The sequence below is a fragment of the Rhodoluna sp. genome (genome assembly GCF_044232805.1).
GTDB lineage: Bacteria > Actinomycetota > Actinomycetes > Actinomycetales > Microbacteriaceae > Rhodoluna.
Genome location: NZ_JBIILG010000002.1, coordinates 57,754 through 72,604, shown reverse-complemented (window position 1 = coordinate 72,604; position 14,851 = coordinate 57,754). Strand labels below are relative to the sequence as shown.

Below are 14,851 nucleotides of genomic sequence, written 5' to 3'. Positions count from 1 at the left end.
GTTCAATCAACTTGGCTGGATCTTTGATGTCTTGCTCGGTAGGAATCAAATCCGGGTGAGACCAAATCGCGTCTCTTTTTTCTAGACCAACCGCATCGGTGACCTGTTGCCACATCAAAGATGCCTCGCGAATTTTTCTTGGCCGCAGCTCTAACCCAATCAGTGTCAAGAAAGTTCGCTCGGCTGGACCGATTGAGGCCCGCTTTCGTCTCATGGTTTCTGCAATAGCTAATGATCTTGGAAGCCGCTTGGTGGCAGCTTGGGTAACACAGTCCACCCAGCCTTCGATTAGTGCAAGCACTGTTTCAATTCGCTCCAAAGCTCTGGTTTGTGAATCAGTCCTTGGTGCAATCAGAGCACCGGACTCGAGAGCTTTTTGGATGTTGCCAATTTCAGCAGGGTCAAATCCTTCTGAGAGCTCGACAATCTTGCTGTTATCGATTGTGATCTCGCTGGCGTAGGAAGTTATGAGATTCACGATGTATCCGCGTAGCCACTTGCTGTGCTTGAAGAGCCTAGAGTGTGCAAGCTCGCGCACCGCCAGGTAAATGTAAACCTGATCCGCTTCTTCTTCGAGAGAGTTGACAAAGTTCGCGAGGTTTTGGGCAACGAAGGCTGGCCTTGCTTCTTGGAAGATTGGCAAGCCGATATCGCCACCGCTTAGCACTTCTTCCGATAGCTTTCCAAGTGCTTCGCCCAGTTGCATGGCAAACATCACTGACCCAGCGGATTTCATGATGCCGCTGGCTTGCGAGAGCATGCCGGCGAATTCTTCGGGAAGGTTTTCTTGGAAGTTCTCGGTTAGGGCTATCGCCATTCGCTCTGCTACCGGAGTTGCGAGATCTTTGAAGAGACCGATTGAGTCTGCGACCCACAGTTCTCTTGAAAGAAGTTTTGGTTCTATGGAAATTGGACCTAGATCAGTTGCTTCATCGAGCCAAAGATTGCCAGTTGCGGTGGAAGTATTAATCGATCGGCCAACTGACTCTGGAACGGCAACGGTGTTTTTGGCAGATATCTTTCTGGCCTGGGTTTGAACTAGATTCCAGTTCACACCTTCTGTTTGGTTTCCCGGAGCAATGGCAGCGCCGATTTGAGTCAGCATTTCCTGCAGCGCCTTCGGGTCAATGGGCAATCCTGCGGCTTTGGCTAGTTGCTCAGGATCTAGTGGTTGACCGGATAGAAACTTGCGCAGCATGGCCTCAAAGTCTTCGGGCTCTTGCTGGTTATCGTTCACTTCACTACCTCTTCGCTCTGATTCAAGGCTACTTCCTCTAGTTGCCTAATCTGCCTGAACAATTGCTTTGCTTACTGAGTGTTCGCCGAGAGCGTGGGATTTTGGGGCAGGTTGGCTAGTGGGCTCACTTAGGCTAATCGGAAGGCTTACAAATCAAGGCGGGCATGACTTTTTTCCAGCGACGCACTACTCGCTCAAAATCTAACGAACGCGCTAAGAGCGCTATCGCGTTTTTTACCGTGGTGACCTTTGCGGCCGGTTTTCTAACCCTGGCCCTACTGCCTACTCCTTACCTAATCGAAAGAGCTGGCCCGACCTACGACGTATTGGGTGAAGTTGATAATGAGCCAGTGATTTCAATTTCCGGTGCTCAAAGCTACGAGTCCGAAGGAATGCTTGAGGTGCTCACTGTAAGCATCGTTGGTAGGCCGGAGAACACTCCAAACTGGATTGAAATTGGATTGGCTTGGCTAGATGAGTCTCAGGCGGTAGTACCGGTTGAGCTGCTCTATCCAGATGATCGCACCACTGAAGAAATTAGATCCGAATCCAGCGCGATGATGGAAGTTTCCCAGCAAGACGCTATTGCTGCAGCGCTGAATTACTTGGGCTACGAAACACCGAGGCAGGTATACATCGCCGAAGTAGTTGCAGACGCGGCAGCAAGCGGAAAGCTGGTCGCTGGCGATTTTGTCTTATCGGTCAACTCTGAGCCGATCGAAGATCTTGAACAGCTAAAAGGCATAGTTACTAGCTGGGACGAAAAGACACCACTGTCAGTTGTCGTAGATAGGAACGGACGAGAGGTCACAAAAGAAGTTTCTCCAATCAAAGATGCCGAGGGGAACTTTAGACTCGGTATTTTGGTGGGATACAAATATGACTTTCCGATAGAAGTAAATCTCCAGCTAGGAGATGTTGGTGGCCCATCCGGGGGCATGATGTTTGCGCTTGGGATCATTGACCGACTCACTCCAGGGGATCTAACAGGTGGCCTGCACGTTGCGGGCACTGGAACCATTACCCAAGCTGGCGAAGTTGGCCCAATTGGTGGCGTGGTGCAGAAGCTCTATGGGGCTTCCCGCTCCGGAGCGACGGTGTTTTTGGCTCCGGCGGCTAATTGCGACGAAATTGTAGGAAACGTCCCCGATGGCCTGAGGGTAGTTAAAATAGAGACACTACAGCAAGCACTTGACGCTTTAGAAAAGCTCTCGGCCGATGAGCAAGTCGAATCTTTACCAAGCTGCACGAATTAGAAAAACAGGAGAATCATGACCCAAGCTGCTAACAAGGGCATTCGTAGACCGAGCATATCCCCTTCGACAATTGCTATTGGAATAGTTGTTGTTATTGGTGCGATCTTGCTTAGCGTTGCTGGTTTATACACCGATGTGTTGTGGTTTGACCAACTCGGATTCCTTAGCGTGCTAAGCACTCAGATTTTTGCGCAGAGCGCCCTGTTCACCGCTTCAGCTTTGGCATTTACTCTGATCACCGGATTGGGTCTTTGGCTAGCTTTTAGGTTTAGACCGGTATATCTCAAGTTTGCTGACGAGAGATCTCCTTTTGAGCAGTATCGCCAGCTAATTGACCAATTGAGAAAAGCGGTAATGATTGGTGTCCCACTAGCTCTTGGAGCTTTGGCTGGTTTGGCTGTAGCGCCTAACTGGGGAATCGTACTTAGCTACTTGAACCGCACTCCGTTCGGTGACACCGATCCACAGTTCGGTCTGGACATTTCCTTCTATATCTTTGAGCTACCGTTTTACATCGGCCTGGTTGGATTCCTATCCGCCGCCTTCTTGATAGCGCTGTTGCTTGCGGCTGGCGTTCACATCGTTTACGGAAGCATTAAATTCAATGGTCGCGAAACTTTGGTTTCAAGAGCCGCGCGCATTCAAATTGGAGTAACGGCGTTTTTATACCTTCTGACTCAAGGTGCATCTCTTTGGTTGGATCAGTACAGCACGTTGACTAGCTCTGCAGGACTGTTTACTGGCGCAAGCTATTCGGATGTCAACGCAGCAATTCCAGGTTCGCAGATCTTGGCGCTTATCTCTGTTGTAGTTGCCCTGTTGTTTTTGGTTGCAGCGTTTGTTGGCAAATGGCGTCTTCCGGTAGTTGCCACCGGTTTGATGGTTGTTAGCTCACTGATCCTTGGAGGCTTGTTTCCTTGGGCAGTTCAAACTTTCCAGGTAATTCCAAATGAGCGAGTTTTGGAATCTCCTTACATTCAACGAAACCTCGATGCGACCTCTAAGGCATTTGGTATCGATACCGTGGAGCGCGTTGAATACAACGCCGTAGTTGATGCCGAGCCTGGGGCACTGCGCGAGGATGCTGAAACCACCGCTTCGATTCGAATCCTGGACCCGGCACTTGTTAGCTCATCGTTTAGACAGCTCGAGCAGTTCCGTCAGTATTACAACTTCCCAAACCAGCTAGATGTTGGTCGCTACGAGATCGATGGGAAAGTTCAAGATACGGTTTTGGCTGTTCGTGAGCTAAACCAGGCCGGTCTTGGAGACTCACAGTCTTGGTACAACAACGTGGTTGTTTACACCCACGGATTCGGTGTTGTTGCCGCTTACGGTAACCAGCGCACACCAGATGGAAAACCAGTGTTTATGCAATCCGGTATTCCGTCGGTTGGAAAACTGGGCGACTACGAGCCGCGGGTTTACTTTGGTGAAAGTTCGCCAACGTATTCGATTGTTGGAGCAACCTCTGGCTCAGACCCTCTCGAGCTAGATTTCCCAGCTGGCGAGGGTGAAAGTGATCAGACCTACAACACCTTCTCAGGCTCTGGTGGTCCGATGATTTCTGGAATCATTCCACGCCTTGCTTACGCTCTGAAATTCCAGAGCGAACAGATTCTGTTATCTGATGCCATCAACGCTGAGTCTCAGATTCTTTACAACCGCAACCCGCGTGAGCGCGTTGCCGCCGTTGCACCATTTCTGCAATTGGACTCAGATCCGTATCCAGCAATCATTGACGGTCAGGTTCTTTGGATTGTTGATGGTTACACAACCTCGAACAACTATCCATACTCGAAATCCGAGGACCTAGCCCAGGCAATCGCTGACGCTAACTCGCCAAGTGTTCTACTTCGCGGTGAAGCCAACTACATCCGAAACTCCGTGAAGGCCACAGTCAATGCCTACGACGGAAAAGTGACGCTGTATGAATGGGATGAGAAAGACCCAATCTTGCAGACCTGGAAAAAAGTATTCCCAGACACCATTAGACCAATTAGTGAAATGTCCGGCGAGCTACTTTCTCACGTGCGTTACCCAGCTGATCTATTCAAGGTTCAGCGTTCAATCTTGGGTAGCTACCACGTTGAAGATGCCGGCGCGTTTTATTCTCAGCAGGATGCTTGGATGACACCTAATGATCCAGTTGGTGGAGCAGGTGTTGGAACCTTGCAGCCTCCTTACTATTTGACAATGCAGGTGCCGGGTACTGACGCACCTGATTTCTCGCTGTATTCAACATTCATCCCTCGCTCTACCGGAGAGGCTTCGAGAAACGTTCTAACTGGTTACTTTGTGGCAAATTCCGATGCTGGAACTTCGGCTGGAAAGAAGTCCTCAAACTATGGAACGCTAAGGCTTCTGACTCTTCCAAAGAGCACGATTGTTCCAGGACCTGGTCAGGTGCAAAACAACTTCAGCGCCGATTCCAAGGTTTCTCAGCTCCTGAACATTTTGAGACAGGGATCAACCAGAGTTCTAAATGGAAACTTGCTGACCCTGCCAGTTGGTGGTGGATTGCTTTACGTGCAGCCGGTTTACATCCAGTCCACTGGTGAAACCAGCTATCCGCTGTTGCAGAAGATTTTGGTTGCTTTCGGTGATCAAATCGCCTTCGAAGACACTCTTGATGAAGCGCTAACGGTTCTGTTTGGATCTTCTGGAATTCCAGACGAGACAGACCCAGTTGACCCTGCCGATCCAGATGCCGAGCCTACCGATCCAGACGCTCCAGCCACTGGATCAGATGCGTTAGCTACCGCTTTGCAGGACGCTCTTGAAGCTATCCAGGAAAAAGATGCCGCTATGGCAGCTGGTGACTGGACCGCGTTTGGCAAAGCTGAAGAAAAGCTTCGGAAAGCAATCGAGGCAGCGCTCTCAGCAACTCCATAGTGCACTAGCAGCATGTGTTCAAAAGTGGTAGATTGAAACTTCGCCGCGGGGTGGAGCAGTTCGGTAGCTCGCCGGGCTCATAACCCGGAGGTCGTAGGTTCAAATCCTGCCCCCGCAACCAATTAGAAAACCCCACCCATTCGGGTGGGGTTTTTTGCTGTGCATAAGTTCTGCGCTAAAAAATGAATGTACTTATAGTTTTGCGTATGTCGATCATTTCAAAGCTTGCAGTTACGTGTTCTAGTTTGCTTATTACCTCAGCCTTAGTGTTTGTTGAAGCCCCGGTTGCGATGGCATGTTCCACTGGCGGCTCCGGAAGTTCTGGTGTTTCCCATGGATCTGCCATGCATTCGGGTTCGGTGACAGTTTGTGTTGGGGTTCAAACAACCACCCCGGCGGTAACTACTCCAACCGCACCAAAGCCTGCTAGCGGAATAACAATCAAGCCAGTAGCTAAACCAGTTTGTCCAACTGCCGCCCAGCGCAAGCAAATGCCAAAGTCTCCAGACGCTGCAGAGCGCTGGCTCAAGTCCGTCTGCACTCCAAGCCGACCAACTGCTGCCAAACCGGCTTCACCACCACCAGTGAGTTTTACTCCTGCAGCAACCAACTTTGCTAGCGCTGCCGTTTCTTTCTCACCAAACCCCCTGAAGGCAACGGTCTATCCGGCATCGCAGCTACCCGCTGGTGAGGCATTCACCTTTAGCTCGGACCCTTCTCTTCACTACGGATCGCAACTGGTTCTTGGTCGCCAAGCCGAGGTTCAGTTCTCACCGGCTGGGTTAGGTTGGCAATTCAGTGACGGAGTTCGCACGCAGGGAGTAGAGATAAAGCGAAGCTTTGAACAATCCGGAAAGTATCAAGCGTGGGCAATCGCAAGCTATTTCGTGAGCTACCGAGTTGTTGGTGAAACGGCGTGGCAAGCAGTAGCTGGCCAAATCTCAGTGCTGAGTAATGTTCTAGACCTGGACGTGTCAATCAAGATTCCCGCGGTACCGCCAACGCCGCCAAAGCTCTTACTCGTGGGAGGGGATTGCAGTACAAACCCAAAAAGCTGGGGGTGCCTGCCCTAGCGGGCAAACTTTTTTGCCATCTGTCATAGTCTTGTAGCTAGGCAAAGGGTCAGCTATCTCCCTGCCTAACCTCAGACTTGTTTGCCATGATTAAGGCAAGACGAAAGGCCTCTAACATGAGCAATCAACCGCAAGACCCAAACGGTCTCGGTAGAAAAAACAGTTACAACAGCCAGTTCCTTTTTGACCCTCCGGTTGCACTCACACCAAAGAAACTTAAACAGAAAAAGACCAAAGAGAAGAGACTGACGTTTTTCACGGCAACCTCGGCAATCCTTCTGGGAGTCTTGATGGGAGCGTCAATTGGTGCGGGAGCAGGAGTACTAGCTCAGAACTACCTGACTAGGCCACCAGCGATTGTTGTGAACAATCTTGAGGACGTCAACTGGGTCACCGCTGCTTCCTCAGCTGCGTCTCCATCGGTAGTGACCATCAGAGTTTCTGGTTCTGGATCCGGTGGTAATGGCTCCGGAGTGGTGCTAACAAGCGATGGCTACATTCTCACTAACGCCCACGTCGTGACAATTGGCGGCAGTACCGCCAACGTTGAACTTTCGGTTCGCACCAATCTTCGTGAGGTGTATACAGCTCGCCTTATCGGAACTGATCCAACCAACGATCTAGCCGTGATAAAAATTGAAACTACCAAACCGTTGATACCAATGGTGTTTGCTGATTCTTCAAAGATCAATGTTGGGGACCAGGTGGTTGCCATCGGTGCACCACTGGGACTCGAGGCCACTGTAACCAGGGGAATTGTTTCAGCACTAAATCGAACCATTCAAGTTGCCTCGTCAGAGAATCCCGATGAGACTGGCTTGGAGTTTTGGTCAGGAAGTTCAGTTCCTCCGGTAAGTCTTGGAGTGATTCAAACTGATGCTGCCATCAACCCCGGAAACTCGGGTGGTGCTTTGGTAAACATCCGCGGTGAACTTATTGGTATCAACGTTGCAATTGCCAGAGCTAGTGGGGCAGCAGAAGGTGGCAGCATCGGTGTTGGTTTTGCTATCCCTTCGAATGTTGCCGACAGAATTGCCAAGGACATCATGGAAACCGGTGAGTCAACGCACGGAGTGCTAGGTGTGCTCATTGGCGACGCGATGTCTTCAGAAAACGGTTCGGCGTTTCCCGTTGGAGCACTAGTTATTGAGGTAACCCCCGGGGGAGCAGCCGAGGGCATTGGTCTAAGGCCAGATGACATAGTCGTGAAACTCAATGGCAAGACCATCAGTAGCGCGAGTGAGCTTACTTCGGCAGTGCGACAGGAAAAGGCGGGCACTGAAGTCAAGATCGAGATTCTGCGAGACGGTGAACGCCTGACTTTCGATGTTGTGCTGTAGTGAGATTTACCCGTTCTAGAAAAGAGTAATCATGAGCGAACAAACCAATCCTGATTCAGGTTATGGAACTGACACCTTAGTAGAGCCAAAGCTTTTCGAGCCTGGCGATCACGAGAGATTCTCTCATTACGTAAAAAAAGAAAAAATCGTTGAGTCCGCTGTTATGGGAACTCCGGTTGTTGCTCTCTGCGGCAAAGTTTGGGTGCCAGGTCGCGACCCACAAAGCTTTCCTATTTGCCCGAAGTGCAAGGAAATTCACTCCAAGCTAAAGCCAGGCGATGAGGGCAAAGACTAGACAAACAGAGTCTGGATAGCAGGCTCGCCTTTGGTTAGGCGAAGTGCACTAGCTGGAAGATTCGACTTTACTTTTGAGTGATGCGAACGTGCTAGCTCAACCCCAGCTGAGCCTTGGTACTTGCTTTCTGGCACTCCGTTAGTCACAAGCTGAACAAGCAAATTGCGGTCACCAGTTTTTTGCTCAGGGGCAGCTCCAGTTCCAATAACTTCGGCTGTTGCAATCGAGTCTTCTGAATGCCGACGAATGGCAAATTTTCTTCCGCCCAAGTTGGATTTTTTAGCCGACCGTTTGGAAACCGTATGCCAGTCACCTGATTCGTTTTGGTAGGCCACCATTTTGTAAACAAAACCCGCGGCCGCAACCCCGGAGCCAGTTACCACCGAGGTGCCAACTCCGTAGCTATCTACTGGTGCAGAGGCTAGAGATGCTATTGCGTACTCATTTAAATCATTAGTGACAGTTATCTTTGTTTCGGTGGCCCCAAGTTGATCGAGCAGTAACCGGGCTTTTGCGACCTCTATCGGCAGATCGCCTGAGTCAATTCTCACTCCGCCAAGTGTTGGACCAGCAACACTGATGGCGTTTTTGATTCCAGACTCGATGTTGTAAGTGTCAACCAGAAAAGTAGTGTCGGTACCGAATGCTTCCAGCTGAGCTTCAAAGGCTTGTTGTTCGCTATCGTGCAGCAGAGTAAATGCGTGCGAGGCAGTGCCCATAGTGGGGATACCAAAACTTCTACCCGCTTCAAGATTTGATGTTGCGCTAAAGCCAGCTATGTAAGCAGCTCTTGCCGCGGCAACGGCGGAGTTTTCTCCGGTTCTTCTAGAACCCATCTCAGATACCGGTCTGGACTGGGCTGCGGTCACCATTCTTGATGCTGCGCTGGCAACCGCGGAGTCGTAGTTCAAAACTGACAAAATCAGTGTTTCTAGAACCACCGCTTCGGCAAAAGTTCCTTCCACGGCCAATACTGGCGAGTAGGGGAAGTAGATCTCACCCTCGGCATATCCCCAAATGTTTCCAGAAAACTTGTAGTTAGCAAGCCAAGTTGCAGTGGCATCATCAACGACTTTGTTAGTTACCAGCCACTCAATTTCTTCAGTTCCAAAGCGAAAGTCTTGAATCAGATCCAGCAGTCTTCCGCTACCTGCAAAGACGCCGAATCTTCTGCCACCAGCCAAGCTGCGAGCAAACACTTCGAAGATTCCGCGACGATTAGCCTTGCCGGAGCGAAGTGCCGCCTGGAGCATGGTGAGCTCGTAGCGGTCGGTTAGTAATGCACTGGAGGTAAGCACACCGTTAAGCCTAGCCCTGATAGCAATTGCCCCAAGTTATAGACTGAAGACCGTGACCACCACCCTACAAAACGCGCCTATTGGAGTTTTTGACTCCGGCTTGGGTGGGCTAACTGTTGCCAGAGCGATTATCGATCAGCTGCCAAACGAGTCAGTTATTTACGTGGGTGACACAGCAAACGCTCCCTATGGACCAAGACCGCTTTCGGAAGTTCGTGAACTTGCCCTTGCGGTGATGGACAAGTTAGTTGACGAGGGCGTAAAGGTTTTGGTTATTGCTTGTAACTCTGCTTCCGCTGCAGTTTTGCGAGACGCCAGAGAGCGCTACACCAAAGGCAAATCTATTCCGGTAGTTGAAGTAATCCAGCCTGCTGTCAGACGAGCAGTTGCTTTGACATCGAATGGCAAAGTTGGCGTGATAGGAACTACCGCAACCATAAATTCAAAGGCTTATGACGACGCGTTCGCAGCCGCTGTAGATATCGAACTGCAAAGCATTGCCTGCCCAAGCTTTGTTGAGTATGTCGAAGCTGGGGTAACCTCCGGGCCAGAAATAATTGCGGCTGCCAGAAATTACCTAATGCCGCTGAAAGAAAGCGGCATCGACACTTTGGTTTTGGGCTGCACTCACTATCCACTACTTACCGGAGCGCTATCTTTTGTGATGGGCGATCAAGTAACTTTGGTTTCTTCTGCTGAAGAAACGGCGAAGGATGTTTACAAGGTCTTGATGGAAAACGATTTGCTCAGAACTGATAAAACCCCGCCTACACTCTCATTTCGTGCCACCGGCGATGTTGCGGCATTTGAAAAGCTAGCCAAAAGATTCCTTGGTCCAGAAGTTTCCAAGGTTCAGAAACTCTAAAGATAGGAACAGCAGTTGAAACGAATTGATGGTCGCGCCCCAGACGAGCTTAGAAAAGTTACCGTTGAGCGAGGTTGGTCCTCGCACGCAGAAGGTTCGGCGCTAATTAGCTTTGGTGAAACTAGAGTTTTGTGCACCGCTTCTTTTACTCCTGGTGTTCCACGCTGGAAAGTTGGCAAGGGAGAAGGCTGGGTTACCGCAGAGTATTCCATGCTGCCGCGAGCCACTCACGATCGATCAGACCGCGAATCAGTTAAGGGCAAAATGGGTGGCCGCACTCATGAGATTTCAAGACTCATTGGTCGTGCACTAAGAAGCGTTGTTAACTTTTCAGATCTTGGAGAAAACACCATTGTTATCGACTGTGATGTTTTGCAAGCCGATGGTGGAACTAGAACTGCCGCAATAACAGGTGCCTATATCGCACTGGTAGATGCAATCGAGTGGGGTAAGGAAAAAAGTTTTATCTCGACCAAGAAGCAGCCGATTTCTGACAGCATTGCTGCCATCTCAGTTGGCATTGTTGACGCTGTTCCGTTTTTGGACCTTGCTTACACCGAGGATGTTCGAGCAGAAACTGACATGAACGTTGTTGTCACTGGCTCAGGAGCGTTTGTCGAGGTTCAAGGCACAGCCGAAAAGACCCCGTTCAACAGGTCCGAACTTGATGCCCTGTTGGATCTCGCCCTAAAGGGAACTAAAGAACTAACGGTTATTCAGCAAGAAGTTCTCAGAACAGCAAGGTCATAGTTTTGAAGCTGGTTCTAGCAACCCACAACGCTCACAAAGTAAAAGAAGTTGCCGCCATTTTGGAGCCGCTGGTTTCGGGGTTGGAGCTATTGGGTTATGACGGACCAGAGCCGATTGAAGATGGTAGTTCCTTTCTAGAAAATTCACTCATCAAGGCCAGGGCGGCATTTGCGCACACTGGCGTTACCTCAATCGCCGACGACTCAGGTCTTGCGGTTGAGATCATGGGCGGTTCACCTGGAATCTTCTCGGCTAGGTGGTCGGGGGATAAAGACGACGAGAAAAACCGCAATCTTGTGTTGGCGCAGCTTCGAGATATGCCGGCAGGAAATCGGGCAGCAAGTTTTGTCTGCACCATTTCTTTGGTGGGCGAATCAGGTGAAGTGAGTTTCACCGGAGTGCTGCCGGGTCAGATTGCAGCGGTAGCGAGCGGTAGCAACGGCTTCGGCTACGATCCGATCTTTATTCCAGAGGGGTTTGAAGTTTCCTCTGCTGAGCTTGAGCCAGAAGTTAAAAATTCGATTAGTCATCGCTCCATGGCGCTGTCACAGCTAGCAAGCTATTTGCGCCCCCAGTAGGATTCGAACCTACGCTCCCGCCTCCGGAGGGCGGTGCTCTATCCCCTGAGCTATGGGGGCAATGCGTTTCAAGCCTAACAGCGTGGCCTCAAACGGGGCTTTCTCGGTAAGATTTAAGTTATTGAAGCAATAAATTCTTGCTGATTGTTTTGAAGTCTTTTATCTATCCCGTGCGAGGCAAATCTTGAATCCAGCAGAACTAGCTGCAGCCATTGGCCGCATCTTGGAAAAGATGCAGTCTGCTGGCACGCTTCCAAGCGGGCAACTACCTGCTGAGATTGTTGTTGAAAGACCAAGAAACAGAGAGCACGGCGATTGGGCCACCAACGCTGCTATGCAGCTAGCCCCAGTATTTGGGCTAACCCCTCGGGCTTTGGCCGAGCTCATAGCCCCTGAGATTCAGGCCCTAGAAGAAGTATCCAAGGTGGATATTGCAGGTCCTGGCTTTATAAACATCAGCTTGAATCTGGCAAGCGCTGGAGCGCTTGCAAAAACCATCGTTGAAGCAGGCTCTGGCTACGGCGAGGGAGCAACTCTAAAGGGTCTAAAGATGAACCTCGAGTTCGTCTCCGCGAATCCAACCGGACCGATACACATGGGTGGAACTAGGTGGGCTGCCGCCGGTGATTCCCTGGCTCGGTTGCTCGAGTTTCAGGGTGCGGATGTCACGCGCGAGTATTACTTCAATGATCACGGTGAGCAGGTTGATCGCTTCGCCAGATCTCTAATCGCTCGCGCCAAGAAACTGCCAGCACCAGAAGATGGCTATGGCGGAGACTATATAGAAGAGATAGCCAATCAAGTAATTGCCAAAAGCAGCAAGGATATTCTTGCGTTGCCAGATGATCAAGCCCAGGAAGAGTTTCGCTCGGTAGGTGTGGAGCTGATGTTTGAGCAAATCAAGCAATCACTTCATGAATTTGGTGTTGATTTCGATGTCTTCTTCCACGAGAACTCACTTCACGAATCAGATGCGGTGGCGAAGGCCATAAAGCGGCTGCGTGAATTAGGGCACGTGTTTGATGAAGATGGTGCCGTTTGGCTACGTTCTACTGAATTTGGTGACGATCGCGATCGTGTAATTATCAAATCTGACGGCAACGCCGCATACATCGCAGGTGACTTGGCGTATTACCTAGATAAGCGCGAGCGTGGTTTTGAGCGTTGCATCATCATGCTCGGAGCTGACCACCACGGTTACGTGCAGCGCATGATGGCGATGTGCTCGGCATTTGGTGACGAGCCGGGTGTGAATCTTGAGATTCTAATTGGTCAAATGGTGAATTTGATGCGAGATGGCGAACCGGTGCGGATGTCTAAGCGCGCTGGAACCGTGGTGACCATGGAAGACCTCGTTGAAGCAGTTGGGGTGGATGCGGCTAGGTATGCGCTCGCAAGATCGTCTTCTAACTCGCAGCTGGATATTGACTTGGCGCAGTTATCGAAAAAGACCAACGACAATCCGGTTTTCTATGTTCAGTATGCCCATGCCAGAACGCAGCAGGTTGCGGTAAACGCAAAGAGCATGCAAGTTGATCACTCAATTTTTGAGCCAAGCTTGCTTGATCATGCGACAGAGACAGAACTCCTTGCCAAGCTAAGCGAGTTTCCAAGGCTTGCAGCTCAGGCGGCGCAGTTTAGGGAGCCACACCGTATCGCGAGGTATATAGAAGAGGTAGCCGGTAGCTACCACCGCTGGTATGACAACTGTCGCGTTATCCCTCAATCAGGCAACCCAGTTGAGCCAATTCACCGCACCAGGCTCTGGCTCAACGACGCTGCTGGAATTGTGTTGCGAAATGGCCTCGGACTGCTGGGTGTTTCTGCCCCGGAGAGGATGTAGCTATGGAGAAGACTGCATCTGAATTGGCACCTAGCTGGCTGTTTATCCCAAAAGACGTTAATGAAATCAGCAAGAATATCTGGCCGGCAAGCTTTGTAAGAGAAGCTTCCGGGGATATTCAAGTCGGGGGAGTATCAGTAGGTCAGCTGATTGCCAAGTATGGGTCACCACTGATGGTTATTGACCAAGCAGACTTTATCTCGCGTGCTCAAGTTGTGAAGAAAGCTTTTGATTCCGAAGCTTCCAAGATTCGAACAAGCGCAAAAGTTTATTACGCTAGCAAATCACTATCGACAACCGAGGTAGTTAAGTGGGTTGCGGCAAATGGTTTAAACATGGATGTTTGCTCCGCAGGCGAGCTCGCGCTTGCACTGGCCGGGGGGATTGAACCTAGTCGAATCGGCTTGCACGGAAACAACAAATCTGAGTACGAGATTGATAAGGCTGTCACAGCTGGAGTTGGGGCAATTGTCATCGACTCAGAGATTGAGATCGAAAGAATCGCATCGATTGCGAGTGCTCAAAAAAAGATTCAGAACGTCCGTATCAGAGTTAATTCAGGCGTTCACGCGTTCACTCACGAGTATCTTGCAACTTCGAGAGAAGATCAAAAGTTTGGAATCGCAATTTCTGATGTGCCGGAACTGGTAGCCAAGATCAGATCTCATTCAAACTTGAACTTTCTTGGGCTGCATTCGCACATCGGCTCCCAGATCTTTAGCGTCGAGGGTTTCATCGAGTCGGTAAAGAGATTACTGCCGCTACATAAGCTTTTGCTAGAAGAGGGTAGCGTTCCTGAGCTAAATCTTGGTGGTGGCTTTGGAATTAATTACACAGCTGCAGACCAAGCGCCCGACGTTTCGTTTTTTGCATCCAAGATTTGCTCCGAGGTTGAAAATCAGTGCAGGGAGCTTGGTATTGAAATACCAGTTCTTTGTTTTGAGCCAGGCCGAATAATTTCGGGCCCAGCGGGAGTGACAATTTATACCGTCGGAACCATCAAAGATGTCCAGGTCTCCAGCGAGGATTCCAAGGAATCAAGAAAGTACGTCAGCATCGACGGGGGTATGAGCGATAACCCAAGACCTAGTCTTTACAGCGCCGATTACAGCGCATTGCTAGTTTCTCGGTCTTCTGCTGCGGCGCCGGTTGTGTCTCGCGTTGTGGGCAAGCATTGCGAAAGTGGCGACATTGTGGTCAAAGATTGCTACCTTCCCTCAGACATCGGCCCTGACGACTTGCTGGCTGTTGCGGCAACCGGTGCCTATTGTCACTCGCTAGCAAGTAATTACAACTATCTACCTAGGCCCGCCATGGTTGCTGTTCTAGAAGGAAAAGTAAAAGTTTTGATGAATGCCGAGACCGAATCGGACATGCTTTCTAGAGACCCCGGGTATCAAGCCCTATAGACAGGGTAGTTT

General features: G+C 50.3%; 12 protein-coding genes and 2 tRNA genes. 11 read left to right on the top strand and 3 right to left on the bottom strand.

The window, feature by feature from the left end; genetic code table 11:
• Nucleotides 1-1,237: zinc-dependent metalloprotease (locus AC9UES_RS00890; RefSeq protein WP_509525742.1), on the bottom strand; the 1,237-nt coding region annotated here is incomplete at its 3' end.
• 164 nt (nucleotides 1,238-1,401) lie between these two features.
• On the opposite strand from AC9UES_RS00890, the gene AC9UES_RS00885 reads away from it, so the two are divergent.
• The 6 genes from AC9UES_RS00885 (at nucleotide 1,402) to AC9UES_RS00860 (ending at nucleotide 8,096) form a co-directional block, all read left to right on the top strand.
• A complete protein-coding gene (locus tag AC9UES_RS00885; protein WP_509525740.1) occupies nucleotides 1,402-2,493 on the top strand; it encodes a YlbL family protein in 1,092 nt (363 codons plus the stop codon).
• Between the two features lie 15 nt (nucleotides 2,494-2,508).
• On the top strand, nucleotides 2,509-5,388 hold the full coding sequence (locus AC9UES_RS00880) for a UPF0182 family membrane protein (protein ID WP_509525737.1): 2,880 nt from the start codon (nucleotides 2,509-2,511) through the stop codon (nucleotides 5,386-5,388).
• Nucleotides 5,389-5,432: 44 nt separating this feature from the next.
• Nucleotides 5,433-5,509, top strand: a tRNA-Met gene (locus AC9UES_RS00875).
• A gap of 85 nt (nucleotides 5,510-5,594) precedes the next feature.
• Nucleotides 5,595-6,461, top strand: coding sequence for a hypothetical protein (locus AC9UES_RS00870; protein WP_509525734.1), 867 nt, complete (start codon nucleotides 5,595-5,597; stop codon nucleotides 6,459-6,461).
• A 116-nt stretch (nucleotides 6,462-6,577) separates the two neighbouring features.
• The gene (locus AC9UES_RS00865) at nucleotides 6,578-7,801 is read left to right on the top strand and encodes a S1C family serine protease (protein ID WP_509525732.1); all 1,224 of its coding nucleotides are present in this window, start codon (nucleotides 6,578-6,580) and stop codon (nucleotides 7,799-7,801) included.
• A 31-nt stretch (nucleotides 7,802-7,832) separates the two neighbouring features.
• A complete protein-coding gene (locus AC9UES_RS00860; RefSeq protein WP_509523492.1) occupies nucleotides 7,833-8,096 on the top strand; it encodes a DUF3039 domain-containing protein in 264 nt (87 codons plus the stop codon).
• Here the strand turns inward: AC9UES_RS00860 and AC9UES_RS00855 are convergent.
• Entirely contained in the window at nucleotides 8,093-9,394 is a 1,302-nt protein-coding gene (locus AC9UES_RS00855) for a nicotinate phosphoribosyltransferase (RefSeq protein WP_509525729.1), read from the bottom strand. The genes AC9UES_RS00860 and AC9UES_RS00855 overlap by 4 nt on opposite strands.
• Nucleotides 9,395-9,446: 52 nt before the next feature.
• On the opposite strand from AC9UES_RS00855, the gene murI reads away from it, so the two are divergent.
• From murI to rdgB, 3 genes are read left to right on the top strand one after another with little or no spacing between them, the layout of a single operon-like run.
• Nucleotides 9,447-10,259: a glutamate racemase gene (gene murI, locus AC9UES_RS00850; protein ID WP_509525727.1), complete on the top strand. Its 813-nt coding sequence runs from the start codon at nucleotides 9,447-9,449 to the stop codon at nucleotides 10,257-10,259.
• A gap of 15 nt (nucleotides 10,260-10,274) precedes the next feature.
• Nucleotides 10,275-11,009 (top strand): ribonuclease PH, encoded by a 735-nt coding sequence (rph, locus tag AC9UES_RS00845; RefSeq protein ID WP_509525724.1) that lies wholly within the window; start codon nucleotides 10,275-10,277, stop codon nucleotides 11,007-11,009.
• A gap of 2 nt (nucleotides 11,010-11,011) precedes the next feature.
• Nucleotides 11,012-11,587 carry an RdgB/HAM1 family non-canonical purine NTP pyrophosphatase gene (rdgB, locus tag AC9UES_RS00840; protein ID WP_509525722.1) on the top strand — a complete coding sequence of 192 codons (576 nt, stop codon included), beginning with the start codon at nucleotides 11,012-11,014 and terminating at the stop codon, nucleotides 11,585-11,587.
• Here rdgB and AC9UES_RS00835 read toward each other — a convergent pair.
• Nucleotides 11,576-11,647: transfer RNA gene (locus AC9UES_RS00835), tRNA-Arg, on the bottom strand. The two genes, rdgB and AC9UES_RS00835, sit on opposite strands and share 12 nt — an antisense overlap.
• 124 nt (nucleotides 11,648-11,771) lie before the next feature.
• Here AC9UES_RS00835 and argS point away from each other — a divergent pair.
• Both argS and lysA read left to right on the top strand, forming a co-directional pair.
• Entirely contained in the window at nucleotides 11,772-13,430 is a 1,659-nt protein-coding gene (gene argS / locus AC9UES_RS00830) for an arginine--tRNA ligase (RefSeq protein ID WP_509525720.1), read from the top strand.
• A gap of 2 nt (nucleotides 13,431-13,432) precedes the next feature.
• Nucleotides 13,433-14,839, top strand: coding sequence for a diaminopimelate decarboxylase (lysA, locus tag AC9UES_RS00825; RefSeq protein WP_509525717.1), 1,407 nt, complete (start codon nucleotides 13,433-13,435; stop codon nucleotides 14,837-14,839).
• The last annotated feature ends 12 nt before the right edge of the window (nucleotides 14,840-14,851 follow it).

Coding starts and splice junctions, on each gene's coding strand:
- AC9UES_RS00885 (WP_509525740.1), top strand. CDS start 1,402: ATGACTTTTTTCCAGCGACGCACTACTCGCTCAAAATCTAACGAACGC.
- AC9UES_RS00880 (WP_509525737.1), top strand. CDS start 2,509: ATGACCCAAGCTGCTAACAAGGGCATTCGTAGACCGAGCATATCCCCT.
- AC9UES_RS00870 (WP_509525734.1), top strand. CDS start 5,595: ATGTCGATCATTTCAAAGCTTGCAGTTACGTGTTCTAGTTTGCTTATT.
- AC9UES_RS00865 (WP_509525732.1), top strand. CDS start 6,578: ATGAGCAATCAACCGCAAGACCCAAACGGTCTCGGTAGAAAAAACAGT.
- AC9UES_RS00860 (WP_509523492.1), top strand. CDS start 7,833: ATGAGCGAACAAACCAATCCTGATTCAGGTTATGGAACTGACACCTTA.
- lysA (WP_509525717.1), top strand. CDS start 13,433: ATGGAGAAGACTGCATCTGAATTGGCACCTAGCTGGCTGTTTATCCCA.